The 26,422-nt window shown below is 65.4% G+C and carries 23 protein-coding genes; 10 read left to right on the top strand and 13 right to left on the bottom strand.

Features of this window, described 5'->3' with window-relative positions; genetic code table 11:
- Nucleotides 1–41 precede the first annotated feature (41 nt).
- Complete coding sequence (locus tag QA635_RS24335) at nt 42–1,904, top strand: ABC-F family ATP-binding cassette domain-containing protein (RefSeq protein ID WP_283061807.1); 1,863 nt, start codon at nt 42–44, stop codon at nt 1,902–1,904.
- Nucleotides 1,905–2,171: 267 nt separating this feature from the next.
- On the opposite strand, the gene QA635_RS24340 is transcribed toward QA635_RS24335, so the two are convergent.
- From QA635_RS24340 to QA635_RS24350, 3 genes are all read right to left on the bottom strand, one after another.
- Nucleotides 2,172–2,726: a hypothetical protein gene (locus QA635_RS24340; protein WP_083715152.1), complete on the bottom strand. Its 555-nt coding sequence runs from the start codon at nt 2,724–2,726 to the stop codon at nt 2,172–2,174.
- A gap of 101 nt (nt 2,727–2,827) precedes the next feature.
- Complete coding sequence (locus tag QA635_RS24345) at nt 2,828–3,280, bottom strand: DNA polymerase III subunit chi (protein WP_057019887.1); 453 nt, start codon at nt 3,278–3,280, stop codon at nt 2,828–2,830.
- Nucleotides 3,281–3,295: 15 nt separating this feature from the next.
- A complete protein-coding gene (locus tag QA635_RS24350) occupies nt 3,296–4,798 on the bottom strand; it encodes a leucyl aminopeptidase (protein ID WP_283061808.1) in 1,503 nt (500 codons plus the stop codon).
- A 370-nt stretch (nt 4,799–5,168) separates the two neighbouring features.
- Between QA635_RS24350 and lptF the strand changes: the two genes are divergently transcribed.
- The 8 genes from lptF (at nt 5,169) to QA635_RS24390 (ending at nt 15,429) form a co-directional block, all read left to right on the top strand.
- Nucleotides 5,169–6,335 carry an LPS export ABC transporter permease LptF gene (gene lptF / locus QA635_RS24355; protein WP_016847429.1) on the top strand — a complete coding sequence of 389 codons (1,167 nt, stop codon included), beginning with the start codon at nt 5,169–5,171 and terminating at the stop codon, nt 6,333–6,335.
- Nucleotides 6,332–7,429, top strand: coding sequence for an LPS export ABC transporter permease LptG (gene lptG / locus QA635_RS24360; protein ID WP_028335173.1), 1,098 nt, complete (start codon nt 6,332–6,334; stop codon nt 7,427–7,429). Before lptF ends, lptG begins: the two co-directional genes overlap by 4 nt.
- A 77-nt stretch (nt 7,430–7,506) precedes the next feature.
- The gene (locus tag QA635_RS24365; RefSeq protein WP_225159076.1) at nt 7,507–9,924 is read left to right on the top strand and encodes an LPS-assembly protein LptD; all 2,418 of its coding nucleotides are present in this window, start codon (nt 7,507–7,509) and stop codon (nt 9,922–9,924) included.
- Nucleotides 9,925–10,011: 87 nt separating this feature from the next.
- Nucleotides 10,012–10,959, top strand: coding sequence for a SurA N-terminal domain-containing protein (locus QA635_RS24370; protein WP_092088232.1), 948 nt, complete (start codon nt 10,012–10,014; stop codon nt 10,957–10,959).
- Nucleotides 10,960–10,976: 17 nt separating this feature from the next.
- Nucleotides 10,977–11,978: a 4-hydroxythreonine-4-phosphate dehydrogenase PdxA gene (gene pdxA, locus QA635_RS24375; protein WP_283061809.1), complete on the top strand. Its 1,002-nt coding sequence runs from the start codon at nt 10,977–10,979 to the stop codon at nt 11,976–11,978.
- Nucleotides 11,979–12,833, top strand: a complete 855-nt coding sequence (gene rsmA, locus QA635_RS24380; protein ID WP_283061810.1) for a 16S rRNA (adenine(1518)-N(6)/adenine(1519)-N(6))-dimethyltransferase RsmA — start codon at nt 11,979–11,981, stop codon at nt 12,831–12,833. It abuts the gene before it with no gap.
- Nucleotides 12,834–12,852: 19 nt separating this feature from the next.
- Nucleotides 12,853–13,911, top strand: coding sequence for an alcohol dehydrogenase (locus QA635_RS24385; protein ID WP_283061811.1), 1,059 nt, complete (start codon nt 12,853–12,855; stop codon nt 13,909–13,911).
- Nucleotides 13,912–14,112: 201 nt separating this feature from the next.
- Nucleotides 14,113–15,429 (top strand): caspase family protein, encoded by a 1,317-nt coding sequence (locus tag QA635_RS24390; protein WP_283071787.1) that lies wholly within the window; start codon nt 14,113–14,115, stop codon nt 15,427–15,429.
- Between the two features lie 46 nt (nt 15,430–15,475).
- On the opposite strand, the gene QA635_RS24395 is transcribed toward QA635_RS24390, so the two are convergent.
- A complete protein-coding gene (locus tag QA635_RS24395; RefSeq protein ID WP_283061812.1) occupies nt 15,476–16,024 on the bottom strand; it encodes a hypothetical protein in 549 nt (182 codons plus the stop codon).
- A 117-nt stretch (nt 16,025–16,141) separates the two neighbouring features.
- On the opposite strand from QA635_RS24395, the gene QA635_RS24400 reads away from it, so the two are divergent.
- A complete protein-coding gene (locus tag QA635_RS24400) occupies nt 16,142–17,269 on the top strand; it encodes a hypothetical protein (RefSeq protein ID WP_283061813.1) in 1,128 nt (375 codons plus the stop codon).
- 59 nt (nt 17,270–17,328) lie between these two features.
- Here the strand turns inward: QA635_RS24400 and gmk are convergent, their stop codons facing one another.
- The 9 genes from gmk to QA635_RS24445 form a co-directional block, all read right to left on the bottom strand.
- Nucleotides 17,329–17,982 (bottom strand): guanylate kinase, encoded by a 654-nt coding sequence (gene gmk, locus QA635_RS24405; protein WP_283071789.1) that lies wholly within the window; start codon nt 17,980–17,982, stop codon nt 17,329–17,331.
- A gap of 3 nt (nt 17,983–17,985) precedes the next feature.
- A complete protein-coding gene (locus tag QA635_RS24410; RefSeq protein WP_283061814.1) occupies nt 17,986–18,873 on the bottom strand; it encodes a YicC/YloC family endoribonuclease in 888 nt (295 codons plus the stop codon).
- A 214-nt stretch (nt 18,874–19,087) separates the two neighbouring features.
- Nucleotides 19,088–20,338 carry an endolytic transglycosylase MltG gene (gene mltG / locus QA635_RS24415; RefSeq protein ID WP_016844279.1) on the bottom strand — a complete coding sequence of 417 codons (1,251 nt, stop codon included), beginning with the start codon at nt 20,336–20,338 and terminating at the stop codon, nt 19,088–19,090.
- Between the two features lie 226 nt (nt 20,339–20,564).
- Entirely contained in the window at nt 20,565–21,830 is a 1,266-nt protein-coding gene (gene fabF / locus QA635_RS24420; RefSeq protein ID WP_057019881.1) for a beta-ketoacyl-ACP synthase II, read from the bottom strand.
- Between the two features lie 96 nt (nt 21,831–21,926).
- Entirely contained in the window at nt 21,927–22,166 is a 240-nt protein-coding gene (locus tag QA635_RS24425) for an acyl carrier protein (protein WP_002716125.1), read from the bottom strand.
- A gap of 289 nt (nt 22,167–22,455) precedes the next feature.
- Nucleotides 22,456–23,193, bottom strand: a complete 738-nt coding sequence (fabG, locus tag QA635_RS24430) for a 3-oxoacyl-[acyl-carrier-protein] reductase (RefSeq protein WP_076831958.1) — start codon at nt 23,191–23,193, stop codon at nt 22,456–22,458.
- Nucleotides 23,194–23,214: 21 nt separating this feature from the next.
- Entirely contained in the window at nt 23,215–24,168 is a 954-nt protein-coding gene (fabD, locus tag QA635_RS24435) for an ACP S-malonyltransferase (RefSeq protein WP_141343069.1), read from the bottom strand.
- 265 nt (nt 24,169–24,433) lie between these two features.
- On the bottom strand, nt 24,434–25,459 hold the full coding sequence (locus tag QA635_RS24440) for a fatty acid desaturase family protein (RefSeq protein WP_092088248.1): 1,026 nt from the start codon (nt 25,457–25,459) through the stop codon (nt 24,434–24,436).
- Nucleotides 25,456–26,172, bottom strand: a complete 717-nt coding sequence (locus QA635_RS24445; RefSeq protein ID WP_283061815.1) for a TetR/AcrR family transcriptional regulator C-terminal domain-containing protein — start codon at nt 26,170–26,172, stop codon at nt 25,456–25,458. The genes QA635_RS24440 and QA635_RS24445 overlap by 4 nt, the downstream gene beginning before the upstream one ends.
- Nucleotides 26,173–26,422: the final 250 nt, after the last annotated feature.

Genomic DNA, 26,422 nt, shown 5'->3' on the forward strand with positions numbered 1-26,422 from the left:
AGACGGGTTGCGTTTAGCGGCGTGTCCGGTGACAACGCTGCATGCTTTCCATCACTGACATCTCGGTCCGGATCGCCGGACGGCTGTTGATCGATCACAGCTCGGTGCAAATTGTGCCCGGAGCCCGCGTCGGATTTGTCGGCCGCAACGGCGTCGGCAAATCGACGCTGTTTCACGCCATCCGGGGCGACATCCCGACCGAGAGCGGCAGCATCGCGCTGCCGCCGCGCTGGCGTATCGGCAGCCTCGCACAGGAAGCGCCCGACGGGCCCGAAAGCCTGATCAATGTCGTGCTGAAGGCCGATCTCGAGCGCGACGCGCTGCTGCGCGAGGCCGAGACGGCGCACGATCCGCACCGGACTGCCGAAATCCAGACCCGACTGGTCGACATCGACGCCCATTCCGCGCCCGCCCGCGCCGCGGCGATCCTCTCCGGCCTCGGCTTCTCGACATCAGACCAGGCGCGGCCGTGCGCGGAATTTTCCGGCGGCTGGCGCATGCGCGTGGCGCTGGCGGCGACGCTGTTCTCCGCGCCCGACCTTCTGCTGCTTGACGAGCCGACCAACTATCTCGATCTCGAAGGCACGTTGTGGCTCGAGAACCACCTCGCCAACTATCCGCGCACCGTGATCGTGATCAGCCACGATCGCGACCTGCTGGATACCTCGGTCGATCAGATCCTGCACCTCGATCGCGGCCGGCTGACGCTCTACAAGGGCACCTATTCCTCGTTCGAGGAACAGCGCGCCGCGCGCGAATTGCTCGACGCCAAGCACGCCAAGCGGCAGGCCGATGAGCGCAAGCGCCTGCAGGACTTCGTCGACCGCTTCAAGGCCAAGGCCTCAAAGGCGCGGCAGGCGCAGTCGCGCGTGAAGATGCTGGAGCGGATGAAGCCGATCACCGCGCTGGTGACCCAGGATGTTCATGAGATCTCGTTCCCGGCGCCGGAGAAGCTGCTGTCGCCGCCGATCATCGCGGTCGATGACGTCTCGGTCGGCTACGAGCCCGGCAAGCCGGTGCTCAATCGCGTGACGCTGCGCGTCGATACCGACGACCGCATCGCGCTGTTAGGGGCCAACGGCAACGGCAAGTCGACGCTGGTCAAGCTGCTGGCGGGCAAGCTCGCGCCGTTTGCCGGCAGGATCACGAGAGCCGACAAGCTGTCGGTCGGCTATTTCGCCCAACACCAGGTCGACGAGCTCAATCTCGACGGCTCGCCCTATGATCACATCCGCAAGCTGATGCCGGAGGCGCCGGAGAGCAAGGTGCGCGGCCGCGTCGGCGCGATCGGCTTCTCCGGCAAGGCCGGCGACACGCTGGTGAAGAGCCTGTCGGGCGGCGAGAAGGCGCGGCTGCTGCTGGGGCTTGCGACGTTCTACGGCCCCAACATGATCATCCTGGACGAGCCGACCAACCACCTCGATATCGACAGCCGTGCGGCGCTCGCGGAGGCGATCAACGAATTCCCCGGCGCCATCATCATGGTCTCGCATGATCGCTATCTGATCGAGGCCTGCGCCGACCGCCTGTGGGTCGTGGCCAACCAGACCGTCACGGCCTATGACGGCGATCTCGACGAATATCGACGCATGATCCTGTCGGCCAATGACGGCCGGCCGGCCTCGCGCGAGCGCGTCAAGGAGGCCGCGAAGCCGGAGCGCATCCGCAACGAGAAGCGTGCTTCACCCAGGCAGCGGGTCGCGCAAGCCGAGGCCGAGATCGAGCGCATCAACGCCATCATCGCCAAGATCGATACCGCACTCGCATTGCCCGATATTTTTACCCGCGACCCCAAGCAGGCCGCGCAACTGACCAAGGCGCGCGCCGGCGCCGAGAGCGCGTTACAGCGCGCCGAGGAAGACTGGCTGGAAGCCAGCGCCGAACTCGACGAAGCTGCGAGTTAGACCGGGCGGAGCCACATATCCGATGTCGTCCCTGCGAAAGCAGGGACCCATAACCACAGATGGTCGTTGCTGCGCGATCGTCGAACGACGAGTCCGCTCAACCACATCGGCCGCGGCGTATGGGTCCCTGCTCCCGTGCGCAATTGCGCACTAGGCAGGGACGACGTGTGGAGAGAGTCGGGGCTCTCATCTATCCGGTGTGATGTCCGCGCGTCCGGTGTCATGCCCGCGCATGCAGGCATCGACTGCCGCTGCGGCGAAAACGCTCTAGCCGTGCGAGGTCTTTTTCTTCTTCGGCTTCGCCTGCTTCGGCTCGGGCACGGGATCCGGGCCGCGTTCGACGGACGACAGGCGCCCCGAGGTAAAGGTGTAGATGCCGGCACGCGCGCCGCGCGACCAGGTCACGACCGCAACGCGCCCGCCGCCCGGAGCACTGGACAGGTTGACGCTGTCGGGCGCGCCGATGCCGCGCACGACGTCGCATTCAGTGTGGCCGAGTGCAACGCTGCCGCCCGTTGGCTGCGGCGGCGGTGCACCGCCGGCCTGCGCGTTGGCATCGGTGGCGCCCGGCGGCGGTGCCATGCCTGGACAACTGCCGTCGGCACTAACGAGATCGTCGTTCGTTACCGGCTTGTCCGGCGTCAGTGGCGGCGATTCGATCGAGATGTTGCGGATGAACACCCGCCCGGGACGCGAGAACCATTCCGCATCGCGCGAAAACAAATCGGATCCGGCGCCCGAACAGCCGGCAAGTCCCGGTGCAAGCACCAGCAACGCCAGCAGCGACTTCCGACTGAATGTTCCGTCCCGCACGATCGACAAAGCTCCTACCCCTTACCTAAGGGCTTGTCCGAACATCACTTTGCGGCATGACCGTGGCCCACCCCAAGAAACGTCGAATTATCATTAATTAGTGGCTATCGCTATTGGCGCCGCTGCCAGCGTCCCCGCTCGTCGGTCTGCCAATAGGTGACCTCGAAGCCGCGCGCCTTGCAAGCGGTCCAGCTTTCCCTGGCCGAGGCCACCGCGTCGGGGTCGTCGCCGTTGAACACGAGGACCACCCGCTCGTAGCTGTCGCAGTCGGCCGGCAGCGCCGCGTTGTCGACCAGGAAGCGGACATTGGCCCGATTCGGATTGCTCTCCTCGATCGACAGGATGATCGGCTGGTCCTGCGCGTCGGCGACGCGCGAGGTCGCGTGCGGCAGGAACGAATCGTCGCTGTAGGTCCACAGATGCGCGTCGAGCGTCTCGGCACGCTCCTGTGACGTCGATTGCACGACCACGCGCCAGCCGCGCTCGAGCGACTTCTCGAGCAGCGGCGGCAGCACGCTCTCCAGCGTGATGTTCTGCAGGTGGTAGAACAGAACCTCGGTCATGCGCCGGCCGACACTCTATTTCCTGGCTTCATAATAGTCGGAGACCAGCCGCTCGAGCAGCCGGACGCCATAACCCGAACCCCAGCTCTGATTGATCTCGGTCTTCGGCGCGCCCATCGCGGTGCCGGCGATGTCGAGATGCGCCCACGGCGTGCCGTCGACGAAACGCTGCAGGAATTGCGCTGCCGTGATCGAGCCGCCGTTGCGCCCGCCGGTGTTCTTCATGTCGGCGAATTGCGAATCGATCTGCTTGTCGTATTCGGGACCGAGCGGCATGCGCCACACCTTCTCGCCGGTCTCCAGGCCGACCTTGGCCAGGCGCTCGGCGAGTTCGTCATTGTTGGAGAACATGCCTGCGTGATCGGTGCCGAGCGCGACCATGATCGCGCCGGTCAGCGTGGCCAGATCGACCATGAATTTCGGCTTGAACTTCTTGGCGACGTACCAGAGCACGTCGGCGAGCACGAGGCGTCCCTCGGCGTCGGTGTTGATGATTTCGATGGTCTGGCCGGACATCGAGGTGACGATGTCGCCCGGACGCTGCGCATTGCCGTCGGGCATGTTCTCGACAAGGCCGATGGCACCGACCGCATTGACGCGGGCCTTGCGCGCCGCCAGCGCGTGCATGAGGCCGACCACGCAGGCCGCACCGCCCATGTCACCCTTCATATCCTCCATGCCGCCGGCCGACTTGATGGAGATACCGCCGGTGTCGAAGCAGACGCCCTTGCCGACGAACGCGACCGGCGCCTCGCTCTTCTTGCCGCCGTTCCAGCGCATGATCACGGTGCGGCCGGGTCGCGCCGATCCCTGCGCGACGCCGAGCAGCGCGCCCATGCCGAGCTTGGTCATCGCCTTGACATCGAGCACCTCGACGCTGACGCCGAGCTTGCGAAGCTGGCTGGCGCGGCGTGCGAATTCCTCGGGATACAGCACGTTCGGCGGCTCGTTGACGAGCTCACGCGCCAGATTCACACCGTCGACGACGGACGCTTCAGGCGCATAGGCCTGCCTGGCGGCGGCAACATCGTCGACGGCGATCGAGACGTCGGCCCGCAGGGCGCCGTCCTCGCCGTCCTTCTTCTTGGTCTTGTAGCGGTCGAACTTGTAGGCGCGCAGACGGATGCCGGTGGCGATCGCGGCGGCCTGGCCGGCGGCCATCGCGGCATCGGGCAGTTCCGCGACCACGGTCATCGAACCGCTGCCGGCATTGAGCTTGCCGGCCACCACGCCGCCGAACTTGAGAAAATCCTTCTCCTTGAGGTCGGCCGCCTTGCCGGTGCCGATCACCATCAGCCGCTCGACCTTGATTCCCTCCGGCGCCAGGATGTCGAGGACCGCCCCGCTCTTGCCCTTGAACTGGTTGGCGGCCGCGGCCCGCTTGACCGTCTCGGCGGCGGCTCCCAACGCCTTCCGGGCGGCGGCTCCCAGCTTCAATTGGTCGTCGCAAAAGACCACCAGAATACCGCGAGCGGACGCGGAGATCGGAACAAAGCCGACCTTGACGGCGTCGGACATAGGAAAATCCTCCAGAACTCAGGGTGTTGCTCGGACCTGAGGCGGTCCTTCCGGCACGCGGGGTGAGCATGGCGATGGCGGTCCGGAACCAGTCCGGACCGGGCTTGTCATACACTATGACCTGCCGGCTGCGCCGCTGCCAAGCGCCGGAGTGGCCGGAAGGCCACAAAAGCGATTAATTAACCATAAATTAAGCGTGCCTTGGCCCGGCCATTTTGTTGACGGATCAAAGGGATGGTAGTGAGAGAGTGACTAGAGAGTGAGCCGGACGGGTCCGCGGCTCGACCATAGGGGAACCCGGGTTGACGGGGATGGTCGAAAGCCGTGCGTTTGGTTGCGTGCAGGGGGCCTTGGGGGTCGTGCGGTAGCGATGGGGTCGATCGACAAGTACATCTTTAAAACGACGCTGGCGTCGTTTGCGCTTGTCCTGGTCAGCCTCACCGGCGTGATCTGGATTACGCAAGCGCTGCGCGGCATCGACCTGATGACCAGCCAGGGTCAGACCATCCTCACCTTCCTTGGCATCACCGGTCTCGTGATTCCCGCCCTGGTGCTGATCATCGCCCCGATCGCGCTGATGATCGCGATCTCCCATACGTTGAACAAGCTCGCCACCGATTCCGAAATCATCGTCATGAACGCGGCGGGCTTCTCGCCGATCCGGCTGTTCCGGCCGTTCTTCCTTGCCACCTGCGTGGTGGCGGCGCTGGTCGCCTTCATCGGCGCCTATCTCGCCCCCGATGGCATGCGCCGAATCAAGCAGTGGGACGCCGAGATCACCGCCGACGTGCTGACCAACATCCTGCAGCCCGGCCGCTTCGCCCAGCTCGACCAGAACCTGACGATTCGCATCCGCGAGCGCCTGCCCGGCGGCGTGCTCGGCGGCGTCTTCGTCGACGATCGCCGCGATCCGCAGGAGCGCGTCACCATCATCGCCGACCACGGCACCGTGCAGAAGACCGACCGAGGTTCGTACCTCGTGCTCTATGACGGCAATCTGCAGCGGTTCGAGGTCGGCAAGCGCGATCCGGCGCTGGTCGCGTTCGCCCGTTACGCCTTTGACATGTCGAAATTCTCGCAGGGCCGCGACGTCACGCTCGGGATTCGCGAGCGCTATCTCTGGGAGCTGATGTGGCCGGACGAGGAAGACAAGACCTATCAGCAGCTGTCGGGCCAGTTCTTCGCGGAGCTGCATGATCGCTTCATGGCGCCGATCTATCCGTTTGCGTTCGCTGCCCTCACCTTCGCCTTCCTCGGCGCGCCGCGCACCACGCGCCAGAGCCGCAATTTCTCGATCGGCGGCTCGGTATTCGCGGTGTTCGGCCTGCGCATGGTCGGGTTCGCCTGCTCGGTCATGGCGGTGAAGACGCCGCTCGCGGCGCTGGTGCAGTATCTGATGCTGTTCGGGGGCATCGGCATCGGCATCTGGATGATCGTCGGCGGCGTGGTCGTCGAACCGCCGCCGCGGCTGATGGAAGCGATCAACAGGAATAACGAGCGCATTGCGCGCCTCTTCCGGAGGCCGGCAACCGCATGAGCATGGTCACAAACACGCTCGGGCGTTATTTCGCCGGCCGCTTCGTGGTCGCGGCGGTGGGCGTGTTCGCGGGCATCTTCGTGCTGCTCGTGCTGGTCGATTACATCGAGATGGTGCGCAAGACGTCGGGCCTCGTCTCGGCCTCCGCGATCACGGTCGCGGAGACTTCGCTATTCCGGGTGCCGCAGCTGCTCGAGAAGCTGATGCCGTTCTGCGTGCTGATCGGCGCCATGACCTGCTACCTCGCCTTGTCGCGTCGGCTGGAGCTCGTCGTGGCCCGCGCCGCCGGCGTCTCGGCCTGGCAATTCATCTCGCCGGCGCTGGCTAGTGCGATCATGCTCGGCATCTTCGCGACCACCGCCTACAATCCGGTATCGGCCAATCTGCGCGAGCTGTCCAAGCGGATGGAAGCCGAGCTGTTCGGCTCGGCGCCCGGCGGCGGCATTCAGGACGCGTCCGGCTTCTGGCTGAACCAGATCAACGACGAGGGTCAGGCGATCATCAATGCGGCCCGCAGCGAGCAGCAGGGCGTGCGGCTGACCGGCCTCACCGTGTTCCGATTCGATACGGCGCTCCAGTTCAAGGAGCGAATCGAAGCGCGCGAAGCGGCGCTCGAAGACGGTCGTTGGGTGTTCAAGGGCGTGCGCCGATTCACCCTCGATAAGCCTCCGGTGGATCAGGACACCTTCTACCTGACCACCACCCTTACCCCGGCACAGGTGCGCAACAGTTTCTCCACCCCGGAAACTGTGTCCTTTTGGCAACTGCCGAACTACATCCGTTCGTCGGAGAGCTCAGGGTTCGCGACGGCTGGCTATCGCTTGCAGTATCACAAGCTCATCGCACAGCCGTTTTTGCTGGCTGCGATGGTGATGTTGGCGGCTTCTGTGAGCCTCCGCTTCTTTCGGATGGGCGGCGTGCAGAAGATGGTTTTGAGTGGCGTGGGCGCAGGCTTTCTGCTCTACGTGCTGTCGAAAGTAACTGAAGATTTGAGCAAGGCTGAGTTGATGCATCCCATCGCTGCGGCGTGGTTGCCTGTCGTTGTGGGCAGCCTCACCGGTTTCTTAGCCTTGCTGTACCAGGAGGACGGGTAGTGGCTATCGTCGCCGCCCGCCAGTTGAGGTCGCCTGCTCTCGGGCGGCGCAGTGTCCTGCGCCGTCAACGGAGCCGCATGGCCGCGTTTGGCGTTTCGATCTCAGCTCTCCTCGCCGCGTTCGTCGTGGTCAGCGCGCTCGACGTTGTCGCGTCGACGCCGGCTGCCGCGCAGGCCTTCACCTACAATCCGCGTCCGCCGAAGCCGCCCCGCCCGCCGGCCAAGAATGACGGGCAGATGCTGGTTCAGGCGACCGAGGTCGATTACGACTACAACAACCAGCGCATCTCGGCCGTCGGCAACGTCCAGATGTTCTACAACGGCACCAGCGTCGAGGCCGACAAGGTCATCTACGATCAGAAGACCAAGCGTCTTCATGCCGAAGGCAACATCCGCATGACCGATGCGGAAGGCAAGATCACCTACGCCAACATCCTTGATCTCAGCGACGACTACCGCGACGGGTTCGTCGATTCGCTGCGCGTCGACACGGAAGACCAGACCCGCATGGCGGCGACCCGCGCCGATCGGTCCAGCGGCAATTACACGGTGTTCGACAACGGCGTTTATACCGCCTGTGCGCCCTGTAAGGATGATCCGAAGAAGCCGCCGCTCTGGCAGGTCAAGGGCGCGCGCATCATCCATAACCAGACCGAGAAGATGCTCTATTTCGAGAACGCCCAGCTCGAATTCTTCGGCGTTCCGATGGCGTATCTGCCCTACTTCTCGACGCCCGATCCGACCGTGAAGCGCAAGAGCGGCTTCCTGATGCCGGGCTTCACCACGTATTCGGCGTTCGGCGTCGGCGTCGAAATCCCCTATTACTTCGCGCTCGCGCCGGACTTCGACGCGACGTTCAATCCGCGCATCACCTCGAAGCAGGGCGTGCTGTTCCAGGGTGAATTCCGCCAGCGTCTGTCGAACGGCGCCTACCAGATCCGGCTCTACGGCATCGACCAACTCGATCAGGACGCTTTCAAGGGCCAGCCCGGTGACCGCCAGTTCCGCGGCGGCATCGAGACCAAGGGTCAGTTCGCGCTGAACGACAAATGGACCTGGGGCTGGGACGGCGTGCTGCTGTCCGACTACTACTTCATGTCCGATTACCGGCTGGCCCAGTACAAGGATCCGTTCGGATCGTTCCTGTCGCTGCCGACCGAGGCGATCTCGCAACTCTATCTGACAGGCGTCGGCAACCGCAGCTTCTTCGACGCACGCGCGATCTATTATCTCAGCTACTCCGGCAACCAGAACCAGGTTCCGGTGGTCGCGCCTGTTATCGACTACAACAACGTGATCAACAGCCCGATCTTCGGTGGTGAGTTCAGCTACAAGGTGAACTTCACCAACCTGACCCGCGAGACCGCGGTGTTCGACCCGATCACGACGACGGCCAACACCAACGGCCTGTGCCTGACCACATCCGCTGATCCGATGGCGCGCACGCCGTCGCAGTGCCTGCTGCGCGGCATGCCGGGCACCTACACAAGGCTGACCGCCGAGGCGCAGTGGCGTAAATCCTATACCGACCCGCTCGGCCAGATCTGGACGCCGTTCGTCGGCGTCCGCGCCGATGCCATCAACGCCGACATCTCGAACCAGCCGGGCGTTTCCAACTTCCTGCCGGTCGGCGACACCCAGACGGTCCGCCTGATGCCGACCGTCGGCTTCGAATACCGCTACCCCTTCATCAACGTGCAGCCGTGGGGCACGACGACCATCGAGCCGATTGCGCAGGTCATCATCCGGCCCGACGAACCCAGCGCCGGCAAGCTTCCGAACGAGGACGCGCAGAGCCTGGTGTTCGATACCTCGAACCTGTTCGCGATCGACAAGTTCTCCGGCTACGACCGCGTCGAGGGCGGCAGCCGCGCCAATGTCGGCGTGCAGGCCACCACGCAGTTCGATCGCGGCGGCAGCGTCAAGGCGATGTTCGGACAGTCCTACCAGATGTTCGGGCTGAACTCGTTCGCGGTCGCGGACGTCACCAACACCGGCATCGATTCCGGCCTGCAGAATCCGCGCTCGGACTATGTCGCGAGCCTCGCCTACTCGCCCAACCGCACCTACACGTTCAGCGTCCGCTCGCGGATGGACGAGGCGACCTGGAACATCAACCGGTTCGAGGCCCAGGCCAGCGCGAACTTCGACCGCTGGTCGGTCAGCCTGATGTACGGCGACTATGCCGCGCAGCCGGAGCTTGGCTATTTGACGCGCCGCGAAGGCATCCTCGCCAGCGGATCGATCAAGGTGGCGGCGAACTGGGTGGTTCAGGGCGCGGCGCGCTGGGACCTTGAAGCGAACAAAATCAACCAGTACGCGTTCGGGGCGGGCTATGTGGACGACTGCTTCGTGCTGGCCGCCAACTATGTCACGTCCTATACCTATCAGGCCGGCTCGACGCCGCCCGTCCTCAGCCACGCGTTCATGTTCCAGATCGGGCTGCGGACGATCGCGCAGACCTCCACGTCCAGCAGTTCGGCTGGCATGCAGTAGCGAGCGAGCGGGTCTGGCGGGGTGCTTGGATTGCCTGCGGGCCTGTGGCTCCGGCTTGAATTGGTTTAAACGGCTGACATGACGATAATGACGACCGCTAGCCTGCCAACGCGCCGCCATCAGCTAGTGTTGAGTTCCCTGCTGGCTCTTTTCCTCCTGCTCGGAGGCGGTGCGCGACTGCATGCCCAGACCATCGCCGTGATGGTCAATGGCGAGCCCATCACCAATTACGACATCGAGCAGCGCGCCAAGCTGAACGCCCTGACCGGCGGCAAGACGCCCGATCGGAAGACCGTCCTCGACGAGTTGATCGATGAGAAGCTGAAGATCAAGGAAGCCAAGAAATTCGGCGTCGATCCCTCCGCCGGCGATATCGACCAGTCCTTCGGCGGCATGGCGCAGCGGATGCGGCTTTCCGGCGACCAGCTCACCAAGGTGCTCGAGGGCAAGGGCATCCGCCCGGACACGCTGAAGCAACGCATCAGGGCCGACATGGTCTGGACCAGCCTGGTCCGCGGCCGCTTCAAGGAAAGCCTGCAGGTTGGCGAAAAGGACGTGGCCAACGCGGTCAAGGAGACCGGAGGCGCGGCTGAGGCCGAGGCATTCGAATACAGGATGCAGCCGGTCGTTCTGATCGTGCCCCGCGGCGCGCCGCAGTCGGAGTTCGAGGGACGCCGCAAGGAAGCGGACAGCCTGCGCGAGCGCGTCACCAGTTGCGAGGAAGCCAACACCTTCTTCAAGTCGATGCGCAACGCCGCGATCCGCGAGATCGTCGTGAAGACCTCGGCTGACCTGCCGCAGTCGCTGCGCGACATCCTGGACAAGACCCCGGTCGGCCACCTCACCCCTCCCGAGGTCACCAAGCAGGGCGTTGAAATGGTCGCCCTCTGCGGCAGGAAGGCAACCACCGTCGACACGCCGAAGAAGCGCGAGATGCGCGACAAGATGTACGTGCAGAAGTACGAGGCGAAGTCGAAGGCCTACCTGCAGGAAGTCCGAAAAGCCGCGATGATCGAATATCCAGGCGGGCGATGATCGACTATCGTTGACGCATGGCTCAACCTCTCGCACTTACATCCGGCGAGCCCGCAGGCATCGGCCCCGACATCACGCTCGCCGCATGGCTGCGCCGCCGCGAACTCGATCTCCCGCCGTTCTATCTGCTGGGCGACCGCGCCGCGCTTGCCGAACGCGCCAAGACGCTCGGGCTTGCCGTCGAGTTGGCCGAGGTCAGCGCCGCGGAGGCATCCACGACGTTCGCACGCGCCCTTCCCGTGGTTGCGACCGGCAAGACGGCGACGGCGCGACCGGGCCAGCCCGACGGCACGAGTGCCGATGCGGCGCTGGCATCGATCCGGCAGGCCGTCGCCGATGTCGCCGCCGGTAAGGCCAGCGCCGTCGTCACCAATCCGATCGCCAAGAACGTGCTGTACCGCGCCGGCTTCCGGCATCCCGGCCACACGGAGTTCTTGGCCGAGCTTGCCGCAAGCGGCGGGCGCGCGCCGCAGCCGGTGATGATGCTGTGGTCACCGGCGCTCGCCGTTGTCCCGGTGACGATCCATGTGTCGGTCCGCGAGGCGCTGGCGCAATTGACGACCGACCTGATCGTGTCGACCGCGCGGATCGTCGTCGGGGACATGAAGGCGCGGTTCGGCCTCGCAGCGCCGCGGCTCGCCATTGCCGGCCTCAATCCGCATGCCGGCGAAGACGGCACGCTCGGCATGGAAGACGTCGAGATCGTCGCGCCCGCGGTCGAGATCCTGCGCCGCGACGGCATTGCCGTCCGGGGCCCGCTGCCGGCCGACACCATGTTCCACGTGGCCGCGCGCAAGACCTATGACTGTGCGATCTGCATGTATCACGACCAGGCGCTGATCCCGATCAAGACCGTCGCGTTCGAGGATGCCGTTAACGTCACGCTGGGGCTGCCCTTCATCCGGACCTCGCCCGATCACGGCACCGCATTCGATATCGCCGGCGCCGGCAAGGCCAATCCGTCGAGCCTGATCGCCGCCCTCCGGCTTGCCGCGCGCATGGCCGCGGCATCAAGCTAAGTGAGCACGATCGACGATCTGCCGCCGCTGCGCGAGGTCATTCGCGAGCATTCGCTGTCGGCGCGCAAATCGCTCGGCCAGAATTTTCTGCTCGATCTCAACCTCACCGCGCGCATCGCCCGCGCCGCAGGCCCACTGGAAGACTCCACCGTGATCGAGGTCGGCCCCGGTCCCGGCGGCTTGACGCGCGCGCTGCTTGCGCTGGGTGCCAAGCGCGTGATCGCCATCGAACGCGACGAGCGGGCGCTGGCCGCGCTCGACTACATCGCCAAGCGCTATCCCGGCCGCATCGAGATCGTGCATGGCGACGCGCAGCGCTTTGACCCGCGTCCCTTGCTCGATGGCGCCAAGGCCAAGATCGTCGCCAACCTGCCCTACAACATCGCGACCCAGCTGCTGGTCGACTGGCTGTCGATCGAGCCGTGGCCGCCCTGGTATGACATGATGGTCCTGATGTTCCAGCGCGAGGTCGCCGAGCGCATCGTCGCCCATGAGGACGAGGAGGCGTATGGCCGGCTCGCGGTGCTCGCCAACTGGCGCGCCGAGACCAAGATCCTGTTCGACATCTCGCCCGCGGCCTTCGTGCCGCAACCGAAGGTTACGTCCTCGGTGGTACGATTGATACCGCGCGCCGCGCCCGAGCCGTGCGACCGCCGCATGCTCGAGCAGGTCGCGGCCGCCGCCTTCGGCCAGCGCCGCAAGATGTTGCGCCAGAGCCTGAAATCGCTGTCGGTCGATCCGGCGCGGCTTGCGGCCGCAGCCGGTATCGACGCGACGCGGCGCGCCGAAACCATTCCGGTCGCGGGCTTTGTTGCCATGGCCCGGGAATTGGCCGATATACGGGCCACAAAATAGAACAACAGGAGAAAACGTAATGGTGCGTATGGTTCGCCAATCCCTCGTCAAATTCGATGCACCGCTGTGCGAAACCATCGTCGACACGCCGAAGCCCCAGGGACGCGAAGTGCTGGTGCGCATCGAGCGCTGCGGCCTGTGCCATTCCGATCTCCACATCCAGGACGGCTACGCCGATCTCGGCGGCGGCAAGAAGCTCGACACCACCCGCGGCATGACCCTGCCCTTCACGCTCGGCCATGAGATCGCGGGCGTGGTCGACGAGGTCGGCCCCGATGCGCCGAAGGACCTGATCGGGACGAAGAAGGCCGTCTTCCCCTGGATCGGCTGCGGCCAGTGCCGCGACTGCCTCGCCGGCGACGAGAATCTCTGCGTCAAGCAGCGCTTCCTCGGCGTCTCGATCGACGGCGGCTTCGCCACCCACGTGCTGGTGCCCGACGCGAAATACCTGCTCGATTACGATCCGCTGCCGGTCAACCAGGCCGCCACCCTGATGTGCTCCGGCGTCACCGCCTATGGCGCGCTGAAGCGCCTGGTCGATCGTCCGCGCCAGCGCAATCTGCTGCTGATCGGCCTCGGCGGCGTCGGCATGATGGGCCTGTCATTCGCGCAGGCGATGTTCAAGCAGCCGATCACGGTTGCCGATCTCAGCCCCGCGGCGCGCGAGACCGCGCTGAAGAACGGCGCGGCGGCCGCCTATGACCCGGCAGAGCCCGATGTCGTCAAGCGCATGCTGAAGGAGAGCGACGGCGGCTTCGACGGCGTCGTCGACTTTGCCGGCAACGAGAAGTCGATGGCGTTTGCGGTGTCGACGGTCGCGCGCGGCGGCAAGATCGTGGTGTCCGGCCTGATGGGCGGCCAGTTCACGCTGCCGATGGTGCAGTGGGTGTACAAGCGCATGACCATCGAAGGCTTCATGGTGGGCACGCTGGCCGAAGGTCAGGAATTGATGGCGCTCGCCCGCGCCGGCAAGATCAAGCCGACGCCGATGAAGGAAGAGCCGATGGCCGACGTCCAGAAATGGATCGACGAGCTGCGCGCCGGCAAGGTGGTCGGACGCATCGTCCTCACGAACTAGCCAAAGCAATCCCGCCGGCCACCAACCACCGGCGGGGTTACTCCCTGTGTGACGTCTCCGAGCTCAATTGGCCGCGCCTTGCGGCCTTGACTGCCGCTTTTGTCCTCTCCCGCGCGCTGGTAATCTGGCAGCGAGGCTGAGAGGATCGCGGGGATGCACGGGGCTGTGCAAGGCAGGCGCTTGGCGGCTGCGGCGGTGCTGATGCTGCTGTGGCAGGCGCTCGTCGGCGTGGCGCAGGCCGCGGCCGAAAAGCGCGTTGCGCTGGTGATCGGCAATTCCGCCTACCAGAACGTGACGCGACTGGACAATCCCCGCAACGATGCCGCCCTGATGGCCGAGACGCTGGCGGGCCTCGGCTTCACCCTGACCGGCGGACGCGCCCAACTCGATCTCGACAAGCCGGCCATGGACGTCGCCGTCCAAAGCTTCGGCCGGCAGGTGCAGGGCGCCGACGTCGCGCTGTTCTATTATGCGGGCCATGGCGTCCAGGTGTCCGGCGCGAACTATCTTGTGCCGGTCAGCGCCAATGCCACCCGCGAAGCCGACGTCGACTTCCAGATGCTCGACGTCAACCTGGTGCTGAGGCAGATGCAGGGCTCCGGCACGCGGCTCAACATGGTGATCCTCGATGCTTGCCGCAACAACCCGTTCGGCGGACGCGGGCTACGCGCGGCCGACGGCGGCCTCGCACAGATGCGCGCCCCAGAGGGCACGCTGATCTCCTATGCCACGCAGCCCGGCAACGTCGCGCAGGACGGTACCGGCGGTCACAGCCCCTATACCAAAGCGCTGGCCGCCACGATCAAGCTCGCCGGTCTCGACATCTTCCAGACCTTCAATCAGGTCGGGCTTGCCGTGAAGCGCGAGACCGGCGGTTCGCAACAGCCCTGGGTGTCCTCGTCGCCGATCGACGGCACCTTCTATTTCGTGCCGCCGGCGGCTCCGGCCGGGCAGAAGGTCGCGGTCGCTCCGCAGCCCGAGCCGCAGTCGCCGAGCACGTTGCGGCCCGATCCCGACCGTATTCCGATCAAGGACCCGGCGCTGCTGCGTGAATTGAGCGATCGTCTTTATGAGCACAATTTCGATCCCGAGCCGCTCGAGAGCAGGAACGGGATGCGCGCGGCGATCAGCAAATTCCAGGAGAAGGTCGCCATGACGCCGACCGGCGAAGCAACCGAGGGCGTGCTGTCGCGGCTGCGCAAGATGGACGACCTGCAGCCCTGGGGATCGATCGTCTATGGCCCCGACATCGACAAATGGGGCATCTCCTGGAAGCATGCGTCACGGCGCGCCGCGGTCGAGGACGCGCGCGCCAAATGCGGCGGCGCCAAGTGCACCGTCGAGCTTTCCTTTTACGGCTCGCGCTGCGGCGCGTTCGCGATATCAGCCAAGTCCTGGTCGCTGATCCAGCGCGACGCACTTGATCGCGCCAAGGCTGCCGCGCTTGACGAATGCGGCAAGGCCGGGAAATCCTGTCGCATTATCGATGCCGTCTGCGCCGACGGCACCGGACACTGAATTTGATGACGAGTACATTGGACACAGTTGCAATGAAGAACATGTTTCACCTGCTGCCTCGACCCATGCTGCTTTCCGCGATGCTCATTTCCGCGCTCGGGTCCACGGCCGCGCTGGCGCAGTCCGGCAGCAGCGGCGGTAGTATCGGCAATGACGAGAAGTCGCTGTCCGGGACCCGCACAGCGCCGCGCACCGTCACGCCATCGAAGCCGGCGCAAAGCAAGAGTTCGGAGGCGCCACGCCGCGCCGCGCGGAAAACCAGCAGCGAGGGCGGTGGCGGCAATTTCGACGGTTCATGGGTGGTTGTCGCCCAGGGTTCGCCTTGCGGCTCCAGCACCGAAAGACTGGTGATATCGGGCGGCTCGATTTCGGGAGAACTGAGTTCCGGACATGTCAGCCCCAACGGATCCACGACGGGCAGCGGATCCGCCGGAGGTTTGAGCTGGACGAGTTCGGGCCGTTTCTCGGGCCGCAGCGGTTCCGGCTCGTTCGTGCGATCCGATGGCTGCAAAGGCCACTGGACCGCGTCCAAGCGATAAACCGCCGTATCGAGCCAGCGAACGCCCTGGCCTTCGGCCCGCCGCAATTGCGGCACGCTGGGAGCCCCAATTAAGCCCTACCCATTCCGGATTTGCGGCGCATTGCGACCCAACTCTTTGCCGAGATTGGGATCTCCAGCGTTTGCGTTAAAAAAGAGATACCGGGGACGCGTATGTCAAATCGTTCAGCGAAATTCGCTGCGGCGCTTGCCGCCAGCATCCTGGCCGGCGCCGGTTGCAGCGCCATGGCCCAGACCGCCGCCAATACGGCCAATAGCACCAACACGGCGGACACCTGTTTGTCCGCGCCCAAGGGAACCGCGCCTGCGGGAAGTCACTGGTTCTACCATCTCGATCGCAGCAAGAAGAAGTGCTGGTATCTCGGCGAGGCCAAGAACGAGGCGAAGAACAAGGCGGCCAAGACGGCGACCACGAGCACGCAGCAACCGCCAGCGGCAGCCGCGCCCGATACCACAACGGCCGACGCGGCGCCGCCGCAGAGCCAGCCGACGCCGCAGAGCCAGCCCGCGCCGCAGCAGCCGGCGATGCGCAAATCAGTCGCCGATGCCCATGCCGAATGGCCCTCGCCGCAGGTCGTGGCCGTGCCGGCGCCAAACGCCGACGCCAGCCAGGCCGGCGGAACGGCAGCGACGCCCGACCCGGCAGCCACGCCTGCCGGTGCCAACGCGCAGTCGTCCGACGTGAACGCCAGATGGCTGGATTCATCGAGCATGGCCGGAACCAACGGAACCCGGCGCGCCGCGGACCAGCCGACCGCTGTCGCGCAGGCAGACGCGACACCGCAACAAGCGGCCGCGCCGGTGCCTGCCGCGCCCGCCTCGGCCGAGGCATCCGTGGAGAAGTCACCGTCGTCGACGCAGATGCTGCTGATCGTGATGGTTGGAGCCCTGGCGCTGGCCGGCCTGGTCAGCACGCTGGTGTTCCGGCTGACCCGCACGCGTACGCCGCCTTACGAGACCGAGGACGAGTGGCAGGCGCCGTGGGATTCGCTGCACACCGAGCCCGCGCCCCCGATGGCAGTTGTCAGCCGGGACCGTCCGCTGCGGCTGTCCGAGGCCGCGCCGCGCCGCGCCGAGACGCCCGTTCCGCGCCGCGTCGAGACGCCCGTTTCGCGCCGCGCCGAGACACCGGTTCCGCGCCGTGCGGAGACGCCCGCTCCACGCCGCGCCGAGAAGCCAGCTCCACGTCGCGAGATTACGCGTGATCGGGATCAAAGGGAGCAAGACAACAAGCAGATCGCCGCGATGCTGCAGCGGCTTGCGCGCAGCGCGACGAATTAAGGTCCGCTTGGGAAAAAATGCAAACGGACGTGATGCGGTCGCATCACGTCCGCAACGCGCTACTTCTCGAGCTGACGCTGCAGGCCGCGCACGAATTCGGTAAGGCCGGTGCGGCGCTCGCGCTTGAGGCGCTCGGCCTTCAGGATCGACTGCACCTCGGCAAAGGCATCGTCGACGTTGTGGTTGACGACGATGTAGTCGTATTCCGCCCAATGGCTCAGCTCATGACTGGCGCGGCTCATCCGTCCGCGGATGACCTCTTCCGAATCCTGCGCCCGGGTATGCAGCCGCCTCTCGAGATCGGCGGCCGACGGCGGCAAGATGAACACCCGCACCACATCGGCGCTGGCTTTCTGGTGGAGCTGTTGCGTGCCCTGCCAGTCGATATCGAACAGAACATCCTGCCCCACCGCTAGGGCGGCCTCGACCGGCGCACGCGGCGTGCCGTAGCGGTTGTCGAATACGGTGGCCCATTCGAGCAGTTCACCGTGCTCGACCATCTTTTCGAACTTCTTCATGTCGACGAAGAAATAGTCGCGGCCCTCGACCTCGCCCGGCCGCATCGCCCGCGTCGTCGCCGACACCGACATCTTCAGGCCCGGCTCGCGCTCCAGCAGCATGCGCGACAGCGTCGTCTTGCCGGCGCCCGACGGCGACGACAGGACGAACATCAGTCCGCGCCGCTCTACGCCGTCAAAACCCTGCGCCGTCATCATTCACTCCAGATTCTGGACCTGTTCGCGGAACTGCTCGACCACGTTCTTCATTTCAAGCCCGGTGTTGGTCAGCTCGACGTCGTTCGACTTCGAGCAGCAGGTGTTTACCTCGCGATTGAATTCCTGGGCGAGGAAGTCGAGCCGGCGCCCGACCGGACCGCCCTTGCCGATCATCTCGCGCGCCTGGGCGATGTGCGAGGCGATGCGGTCGAGCTCCTCGCGGATGTCGGCCTTGGTGGCGATCAGGATCGCCTCCTGGTTCAGGCGGTCGGCATCGAAGCGGTCGGACGTCTCGAGCAGGGCCGCGATCTGCTCGGCGAGCCGCGCCTTGATCGCCTCGGGCTTGCGGCCGGGAGCGGTCTCGGCGCGCCTGGCGAGCCGCTCGATCTCGTCCATCCGCTGCATCAGGATCTGCCCCAGCGCATCGCCCTCGCGGCGGCGCATCTCGACAAGGCTGCCGAGCGCCTGCTCGAAGGCCATCGCCGCCGCCTCGCGCGCCGCCTTGTCCTCGTCCTCGTTGCTCTCGGGCTCGACCACCTCGATGACGCCCTTGATGCCGAGCAGTCCGTCGATGCTCGGTGCCACCGCATCGATCCGCTGCGCGAGCGTGCCGGCGACCTTCACCACGGCGGCGAGCACGTCCTCATTGATGCGGATCGTCTGCGCCGCGTCGGTGCGCTTGACGATGAGATTGGCGTAGACCGTACCGCGCGACAGCAGCTCGCCGGCCCGCTTCTTGGCAAGCGCTTCCAGTTCGTCCCAGCCCGGCGGCAGCCGCAACCGCAGGTCAAAGCCCTTGGCATTGACCGATTTCAGCTCCCACTCGAACGTATAGGGACCGCTTGCGCCATGGCTTCGGGCAAAGCCAGTCATGCTCGACAGCGCCATCGCGTGAAACTCTCCAACAGAAGGATATGGGACTCACCCGGAGCCTGCGAGACTCGTGGGGGAGCCGATGCGACCTTAAAACGGATTCCGTGAAAGTGGAATTACGTTCCACCGCCGGAAAATGCAGAGCTACAGCATGATCCGGAAAAGTGTGTGGCGGTTTTCCGAAAGATCATGCTCAAACAAGAAGCTAAAGCGCGATGACGATCGCGCTTTAGCGCTGCACCACCGGCGGCGAATTGGTCTGCTGGGCTGCGCCCTGCCGACCGCGCGGCGGCTTCTTTTGATTGGTGGGCTTCGGCGTCGTCGCCGTGGGATTGGTGTCGGCGCCGGGCGCCGCGGCGGCAGGCGCCGGATCATCCGCGGGCTCGACGGTGTCGTTCTGGATCTGCTTTTCCGACGCGCGCAGCTTGGCGACGTTCTTCGCGTGCTGGTCGTAGGTTTCGGTGAAGGCGTGGCCGCCGGTTCCGTCAGCGACGAAGAACAGGTCGCGGGTGCGCGCCGGGTTGGCGGTCGCCTCCAGCGAAGCGCGGCCGGGATTGGCGATCGGTCCGGGCGGCAGGCCGTCGATCACATAGGTGTTGTAGGGCGACGGCTGCGTGATTTCGCTGCGCTTGATCGGACGGCCCAGCGTTCCCTTGCCGCCCACCAGTCCGTAGATGATGGTCGGATCGGACTGCAGCTTCATCCGCTGGCGCAGGCGGTTCACGAACACGGCGGCCACACGGCTGCGCTCGTCGGCGCGGCCGGTTTCCTTCTCGACGATCGAGGCCAGCGTCACCAGCTGGTCCGGCGATTTCAGCGGCGTGTCGGTGTTGCGGCGTTCCCAGATTTCGGCGAGCACGCGCTTCTGCGCCTGCTGCAGGCGCTGGATCACCTGGTCGCGCGTGGTGCCGCGCGGGAATTTGTAGGTCTCCGGCAGCAGCGTGCCCTCGCGCGGGATCTCGCGCACCGAGCCGGTGAAGATGTCGTTGTCGGAGAGCCGCGTCACGATCTGCTCCGAAGTCAGGCCTTCCGGTATCGTGATGGCGTGCTGCACCACCTTGCCATCGACGATGGTGGCGATGACGTCGCGCAGGCTGGCATTCTTCTGGAACGAATATTCGCCGGGCTTGAGATCGGAACTTGCCTTCAGCGCGAACACGCCGCCGATGAAGACCCACGGATTGACGTTGATCACGCCCTCACGCGAGAGCACGTCGGCGATGTCACGCTTGCCGGCGCGCGCCGGGATGTTGACGATCTTGTCTTCCTGCAGCGGTCCCGGCGATTCCAGCGCCTGCTTGCCGTAGTAATACGTCGCGCCGGCGCCGATCATCAGGATGATCAGGATGGTGAAGATGGCATTGCCGACGATCACGAAGGGATTGCGGGCGCGATCCGAGCGCTTGGGCGGCGGCGGAAGCTGTTCGGGCTCCAGCGCGGCGCGTGGACTCCTCGGTGAAATGGGCGGCCTCTCACTCATCGATGCAAACCAATATCCTGCCGGTTGAATCGTGGCCGGACAAACCCCTGCCCTGCCAATAGCATACGCCCGCTATTAGGAGTCACCGCGGAATACGGCAAAATGGTGGACTAGTTCTAAAGTCCCGTCCCGATCGAATCGGAACGGGACTTTGGATTCTCTTTTTCGACGCGTTTCCTTCACGCGAACCGGCACCCACTTCGCTCGAAAACTCTCTAACGACCTACTAATTGGTCACGCGCTGCACGATCACGGAAGCGTTGGTGCCGCCGAAACCGAAGGAATTGGACAGCGCCACATTGACGTCACGCTTGCGCGACGTATGCGGCACAAGATCGATCGCCGTTTGCACCGACGGATTGTCGAGATTGATGGTCGGCGGCACCACGTTATCGCGAATCGCCAGGATCGCGAAGATCGCCTCGATCGCGCCGGCCGCACCGAGCAGATGTCCGGTGGCGGACTTGGTCGACGACATCGAAACCTTCGATGCCGCATTGCCGAGCAGGCGCTCGACCGCGCCGAGCTCGATCTCGTCGCCGACCTGCGTCGAGGTGCCGTGCGCATTGATGTAGTCGAGATCGGATGCCGCGAGGCCGGCGCGCTTCAGCGCCATCGTCATGCTGCGGAAGCCGCCATTGCCGTCCGGCGGCGGCGAGGTGATGTGGAAGGCATCGCCCGACAGGCCATAGCCGGTGACTTCGGCATAGATCTTCGCGCCGCGGCGCTTCGCGTGCTCGTATTCCTCCAGCACGAGGACGCCGGCGCCCTCGCCCATCACGAAGCCGTCGCGATCCTTGTCGTACGGCCGCGATGCCTTTTGCGGGGTCTCGTTGAAGCCGGTGGACAGCGCACGCGCCGCGCAGAAGCCGGCGATGCCGATGCGCGAGATCGGCGATTCGGCGCCGCCGGCGACCATCACCTCGGCGTCGCCGAGCGCGATCAGCCGCGCCGCGTCGCCGACCGCATGCGCGCCGGTCGAGCACGCCGTGACCACTGCATGATTGGGCCCCTTCAGGCCGTGCTCGATCGAGACATAGCCGGAGGCCAGATTGATCAGGCGGCCCGGAATGAAGAACGGAGAGACCCTGCGCGGTCCGCGCTCCTTCAGCAGCACCGCAGTCTCGGCAATGCCGGTGAGGCCGCCGATGCCGGAGCCGATCATCGTGCCGGTGGCGAACTGGTCCTCGTCCGACTTCGGATGCCAGTCGGCATCGTCCAGCGCCTGCTTGGCCGCGCACATCGCATAGACGATGAAGTCGTCGACCTTGCGCTGGTCTTTCGGCTCCATCCACTGATCGGGATTGAAGGTGCCGCCAGTGCCGTCGCCGCGCGGAATGTAGCAGGCGACCTGGCTCGGCAGGTCGGACACGTCGAACGTGTCGATCTTCTTGCCGCCGCTGTCTCCGGCGAGGATGCGCGCCCAAGTTGCGTCAACGCCGCAGCCGAGCGGTGTAAGCATGCCCAGCCCCGTGACGACAACTCGTCTCATTTCCACGTCTCCGGCCAGCAATGCGCGGCTGATAATAAGAAGCCGGGGGACCGCTCGATCACGGTCCGTCCGGCCCCGTCAACTTCGCGATCGGCGTCAGCTCTTCGCGTTCTTCTCGAGAAACTTGGTCGCGTCGCCAACGGTCAGAATCGTCTCCGCCGCGTCGTCGGGAATCTCGCAACCGAATTCTTCTTCGAATGCCATCACGAGCTCGACGGTGTCGAGGCTGTCGGCGCCGAGGTCATCGATGAAGCTCGCGCTATCGACCACCTTCTCGGGTTCGACACCAAGGTGCTCGACCACAATCTTCTTAACCCGCTCGCCAATCTCACTCATCGTTCAACCTCGTTGTTCCATTGGACCCGACCCCAAGACGATACGAGCCATCGTGGTCGTCTCGATTACTCAGTCGCGCATAGTCTTGATTCGGCCCGGTCGTAGCCGATTAAAGCCCCGGCGAACGGCAGGCATCGCCACGCCAATATACAGGGTTTCAAAATCCTGCAATGGCGTTCTTCGCCCATCCACGGGGGGTTCAGCTACCATACTTCCAAAGCCTTGACTACACGCCTGAACCGGCTCCCGAAAACGGCTTTTCGCCGCATTGCGAGAGCCGGCCAGTAGCTCAAATCATAGCCATCCCGCCGTTGACGTGGATCGTCTGTCCGGTGACGTAGGCGGCCTCGTTTGAGGCCAGATAGACCGCCGCAGCAGCGATATCCTCGGGCGTTCCGAGCCGCGCCGCAGGAACCTTCGCCAGGATAGATTCGCGCTGCTTGTCGTTGAGCGCATCGGTCATCGGCGTCTTGATGAAACCCGGCGCGATGCAATTGGCGGTCACGCCGCGCTTGGCGTATTCGGCGCCCAGCGTCTTGATCAGGCCGATGATGCCGGCCTTCGACGCGGTGTAGTTGCCCTGCCCCGGATTGCCGGTGACGCCGACGATCGAGGTGATCGCGATGATGCGGCCGAAGCGCTTGCGCATCATCAGTTTGGTCGCCGCGCGCGCCAGGCGGAACGTCGCGGTCAGGTTGACCGCGATCACGTCGTCCCAATCCTCGTCGCGCAGCTGCACGAACAGGTTGTCGCGGGTGATGCCGGCGTTGGCGATCAGGATGTCGACCTGTCCCATCGCAGCTTCCGCTGCCGGCACCAGCGCCTCGACGTCATCCTTGCTGGATAGATTGCACGGCAGCACGTGCACGCGCTCGCCGAGCTTGGCCGCAAAGCCGTCCAGCACCTCGCGCCGCGTCCCCGAGATCGCCACCGTTGCGCCCTGCGCATGCAGCGCCTGCGCGATCGCGCCGCCGATGCCGCCGGTTGCGCCCGTGACGAGCGCCGTCTTGCCAGTCAGATCAAACATCGAATTCTCCTTCCGGCTGCTTCACGCCGAAGCTGCAAGCGCGTCCTTGGCCGCAGCGATATCGTTCGGACCGCCGACGGACACGCCGACCGCGCCGTCGGCAATGCGCTTGACGAGGCCGCTCAGCACCTTGCCGGCGCCGATCTCGAAGAACCGCGTCACGCCCTGCCCTGCCATATAGGCAACCGACTCGCGCCAGCGCACGGTGCCCGTGACCTGCTCGATCAGGCGGCGGCGGATCTCGTCGGGATCGGTGATGGCGGAGGCCAGCACGTTAGAGACGAGCGGCGCTGCGGGCGCCTTGATGGTCACGCCGGACAGCGCCTCTGCCATCGCATCGGCCGCCGGCTGCATCAGCTTGCAATGGAACGGCGCCGACACCGGCAGCAGCATGGCGCGCTTGGCGCCTTTGGTCTTGGCGATTTCGACCGCGCGATCGACGGCGGCCTTGTCGCCGGAGACCACCACCTGGCCGCCGCCATTGTCGTTGGCGGCCTGGCAGACTTGTCCCTGCGCCGCCTCGTTGGCGACCGCCACGGCGGTTTCGTAGTCGAGACCGAGCAGTGCGGCCATCGCACCGACGCCGACCGGCACCGCCTTCTGCATCGCGAGCCCGCGGGTGCGAAGCAGCCGCGCGGTGTCGCTGACGGAGAGGCTTCCGGCGGCGGCCAGCGCCGAATACTCGCCGAGCGAGTGCCCGGCAACGAAGGCCGCGTTGCGGCCGACCGAAAAGCCGGCTTCGCTCTCGAGCACGCGCAATGTGGCGATCGACACCGCCATCAGGGCGGGCTGGGCATTTTCGGTGAGCTGCAATGTCTCGCCGGGACCATCCCAGATGATCGCGGTCAGCTTCTCGCCCAGCGCGGAATCGACCTCGTCGAACACTGCCCTGGCCGCCGGAAAGGCGTCGGCCAGGGCCTTGCCCATGCCAACCGCCTGCGAGCCCTGCCCGGGAAACGTAAATGCTGCCGTCATCGGCGATCCCTACCTTGTTGAGCGTGATCTCCGCGCAGGCGCTTTAGGCCTGCCGCAGGGGAAAACGGTATCCGCGTCGCGCAAAACCGCGCCACAGCGGGTCCGGGCCAATCCCTTGCACAAGCCTTCGCAATCAGGCCTTGGCAACCAAGCCTTGGCAGCCCAGCCTTGCAACCGGCCCCGGACCGGGCCGTAAGACACTGACGGAGGCGGTGCTGTCAAGCCGCGCCGGAGGAACCCTGGGGATGCCGGTCCCGGCTCCGGGCTAGAACCCGCCGGCATTCTGGTCGGCGTTAACCTCGGCGCCGGCCCTCGCCCGGCGTGCGCTGTTGACCAGCTGGCCCGGGCGATCCTCGCTGGCGGGCCTGGCGGTCGCCAGCCGCAGCACGGCGCCATAGCCCGGCTGCACTTCCATCCGGCCGGCATAGCGGCTTTCGCTCAGGATGCGGTGGACGCGCGGCAGGTTGTAGCAGGGCACGTAGAACAGCAAATGATGTTCGAGGTGATAGTTCACATAATACGGCGCGATGAAGAGACGCTCGAGGACATTGGCCCGTGTGGTGCGGGTGTTGCGCAGGGGATCGGAGCTGTCAGGCACGACGGCGTGTTCGGCGATGTTGCGGATGCGCGTGATCACCATCATCCAGGTCAGCAGCGGCACCAGCCACAACAGCGGATAGGCCCACCACACGCCGGCGGCGGCGAGGCCCGCGAACAGCAGCGCGTTGGTGACGCATTGCGGCCCGAGCTTCTGCCAGAAGTTGGCGGCGCGCCGCGACAGCGGCCACTCCTTCGGCCCGATCGCATTGAGCAATTGCGCCTTGCGCTGCTGGTAGCCGGTCTGCCCGGTGATGTCGCGGAAGAACTTTCGGCGGTAGCTCAGCTTCGTGATCGGAAACGGCGCTGACAGCACGAGATCGGGATCATCCTCCTGCTGCGTCCGCGCATGATGCTGCAGATGATAGCGGCGATAGCCGCGGGTCTCCGCGAAGATCGGATAGGCGCAGAACCACTGGCTCAGCGTCAGATTGGTCCTCTCGTCCGCCGACAGACAGCCGTGCGCCCCGTCATGCATCAGGATCGCAAGCCCGAGCTGGCGCGAGCCGATGATCGCAACGGCGAGCAGATAGGTCAGCGGATTGGGCCACCACGCGACCAGCGCGATCGCGCCCAGGATCAGCGCCCAGGCGTGCACGATCAGGGCTGCGCCCTTCCACGTCGTGCGCTCGCGCACCGCGACCAGTTCGTCCTCGGTCAGGAAATCGCGGGCTCGCATGCGAAGCGCGGTCATGAGCTTGTCTCCCCGTCCGTTGAGGATGAAGTGCTGTGATCGCCGACCAGGCGCAGCCGCGTCCCGTCATTGGCCGACGTCGAAGTTGATGTCGCCTGCTCGCCGAGCGCGCGCAGCAATTCGCGGCACATTTCCTCGGAGCCGCGGCCCATCGCGAAACCTTCGACGATTACACCGATCGCAATCGCCCAGAACCGCCGCGAGCTCTCCTCGGGCGCGCGCAGCGAGCGCCAGCCATGCCGCTCGACCTGGCCCGCATAGGCGCGCGCGCCCTCGCTGTGCAGGCGTTCGATGGTGCGCTCGACGAGGGGCGCGAGGTCCTGCCGGCGCCGCGTAAGGGTCAAGGCCTCCGCGAAAAAGGCGACCGTGTCGGTCGCGGTCACGGTCTCGGCCAAAGCGTGGGTGTAGTCCCGCGGGGTGTGCGCATTCAGGGCGGCCTGCTCGGTCGCGCGCGCGAGATAGAGCATGTCGCGGCTGGCGGCTTCGACGAACAGCGCTTCCTTGGTGCGGAAGTAATACGTGATCTGGCTCGGAAAGGCGTCCGCGGCCGCGGCGATATCGGAGATCGATGTGCCCGAGAGCCCGCGTTCCTTGAATAGGCGGCTGGCGGCATCGAGCAGCAGCGAGCGCATCTTGCGCCCCGCCGACCGCGTCGCGCGGACCGCGTGCTTCGGATCGGGCGCAGACATGCCGCTGGCGGTCTCCGAACCCATATCTCGTCCTCCCAAAGATGTTTGTATGATATACAAACAAAGAAATCAACGGGAAATCGCCCGAGGTTGCGCCAAACGGCCTGGAGGGCTACGACGCCTCGCACATCCGGGGGCCGAGAACCCTTGCTTTCGCGGCCAAAATCCGTATAAGCGCGCCATTCGTGGGCTCCGGCCGGGAGCTGAACGGACGGTCTCAGCAAATTCACCCGTTGATTTTGATGTGGCAGGGCCAGTCGGCCCGTCGTCCCGT

The sequence above is a fragment of the Bradyrhizobium brasilense genome, from assembly GCF_029714345.1.
Taxonomy (GTDB): Bacteria; Pseudomonadota; Alphaproteobacteria; order Rhizobiales; family Xanthobacteraceae; genus Bradyrhizobium; species Bradyrhizobium australafricanum.

Bases quoted from the DNA above. Each gene is read 5' to 3' on its own strand.
- QA635_RS24335 (WP_283061807.1), top strand. From the start codon at position 42: ATGCTTTCCATCACTGACATCTCGGTCCGGATCGCCGGACGGCTGTTG.
- QA635_RS24345 (WP_057019887.1), bottom strand. From the start codon at position 3,280: ATGACCGAGGTTCTGTTCTACCACCTGCAGAACATCACGCTGGAGAGC.
- QA635_RS24350 (WP_283061808.1), bottom strand. From the start codon at position 4,798: ATGTCCGACGCCGTCAAGGTCGGCTTTGTTCCGATCTCCGCGTCCGCT.
- lptF (WP_016847429.1), top strand. From the start codon at position 5,169: ATGGGGTCGATCGACAAGTACATCTTTAAAACGACGCTGGCGTCGTTT.
- lptG (WP_028335173.1), top strand. From the start codon at position 6,332: ATGAGCATGGTCACAAACACGCTCGGGCGTTATTTCGCCGGCCGCTTC.
- QA635_RS24365 (WP_225159076.1), top strand. From the start codon at position 7,507: ATGGCCGCGTTTGGCGTTTCGATCTCAGCTCTCCTCGCCGCGTTCGTC.
- QA635_RS24370 (WP_092088232.1), top strand. From the start codon at position 10,012: ATGACGACCGCTAGCCTGCCAACGCGCCGCCATCAGCTAGTGTTGAGT.
- pdxA (WP_283061809.1), top strand. From the start codon at position 10,977: ATGGCTCAACCTCTCGCACTTACATCCGGCGAGCCCGCAGGCATCGGC.
- QA635_RS24385 (WP_283061811.1), top strand. From the start codon at position 12,853: ATGGTGCGTATGGTTCGCCAATCCCTCGTCAAATTCGATGCACCGCTG.
- QA635_RS24390 (WP_283071787.1), top strand. From the start codon at position 14,113: ATGCTGCTGTGGCAGGCGCTCGTCGGCGTGGCGCAGGCCGCGGCCGAA.
- QA635_RS24400 (WP_283061813.1), top strand. From the start codon at position 16,142: ATGTCAAATCGTTCAGCGAAATTCGCTGCGGCGCTTGCCGCCAGCATC.
- gmk (WP_283071789.1), bottom strand. From the start codon at position 17,982: ATGACGGCGCAGGGTTTTGACGGCGTAGAGCGGCGCGGACTGATGTTC.
- QA635_RS24410 (WP_283061814.1), bottom strand. From the start codon at position 18,873: ATGGCGCTGTCGAGCATGACTGGCTTTGCCCGAAGCCATGGCGCAAGC.
- mltG (WP_016844279.1), bottom strand. From the start codon at position 20,338: ATGAGTGAGAGGCCGCCCATTTCACCGAGGAGTCCACGCGCCGCGCTG.
- fabF (WP_057019881.1), bottom strand. From the start codon at position 21,830: ATGAGACGAGTTGTCGTCACGGGGCTGGGCATGCTTACACCGCTCGGC.
- QA635_RS24425 (WP_002716125.1), bottom strand. From the start codon at position 22,166: ATGAGTGAGATTGGCGAGCGGGTTAAGAAGATTGTGGTCGAGCACCTT.
- fabG (WP_076831958.1), bottom strand. From the start codon at position 23,193: ATGTTTGATCTGACTGGCAAGACGGCGCTCGTCACGGGCGCAACCGGC.
- fabD (WP_141343069.1), bottom strand. From the start codon at position 24,168: ATGACGGCAGCATTTACGTTTCCCGGGCAGGGCTCGCAGGCGGTTGGC.
- QA635_RS24440 (WP_092088248.1), bottom strand. From the start codon at position 25,459: ATGACCGCGCTTCGCATGCGAGCCCGCGATTTCCTGACCGAGGACGAA.
- QA635_RS24445 (WP_283061815.1), bottom strand. From the start codon at position 26,172: ATGGGTTCGGAGACCGCCAGCGGCATGTCTGCGCCCGATCCGAAGCAC.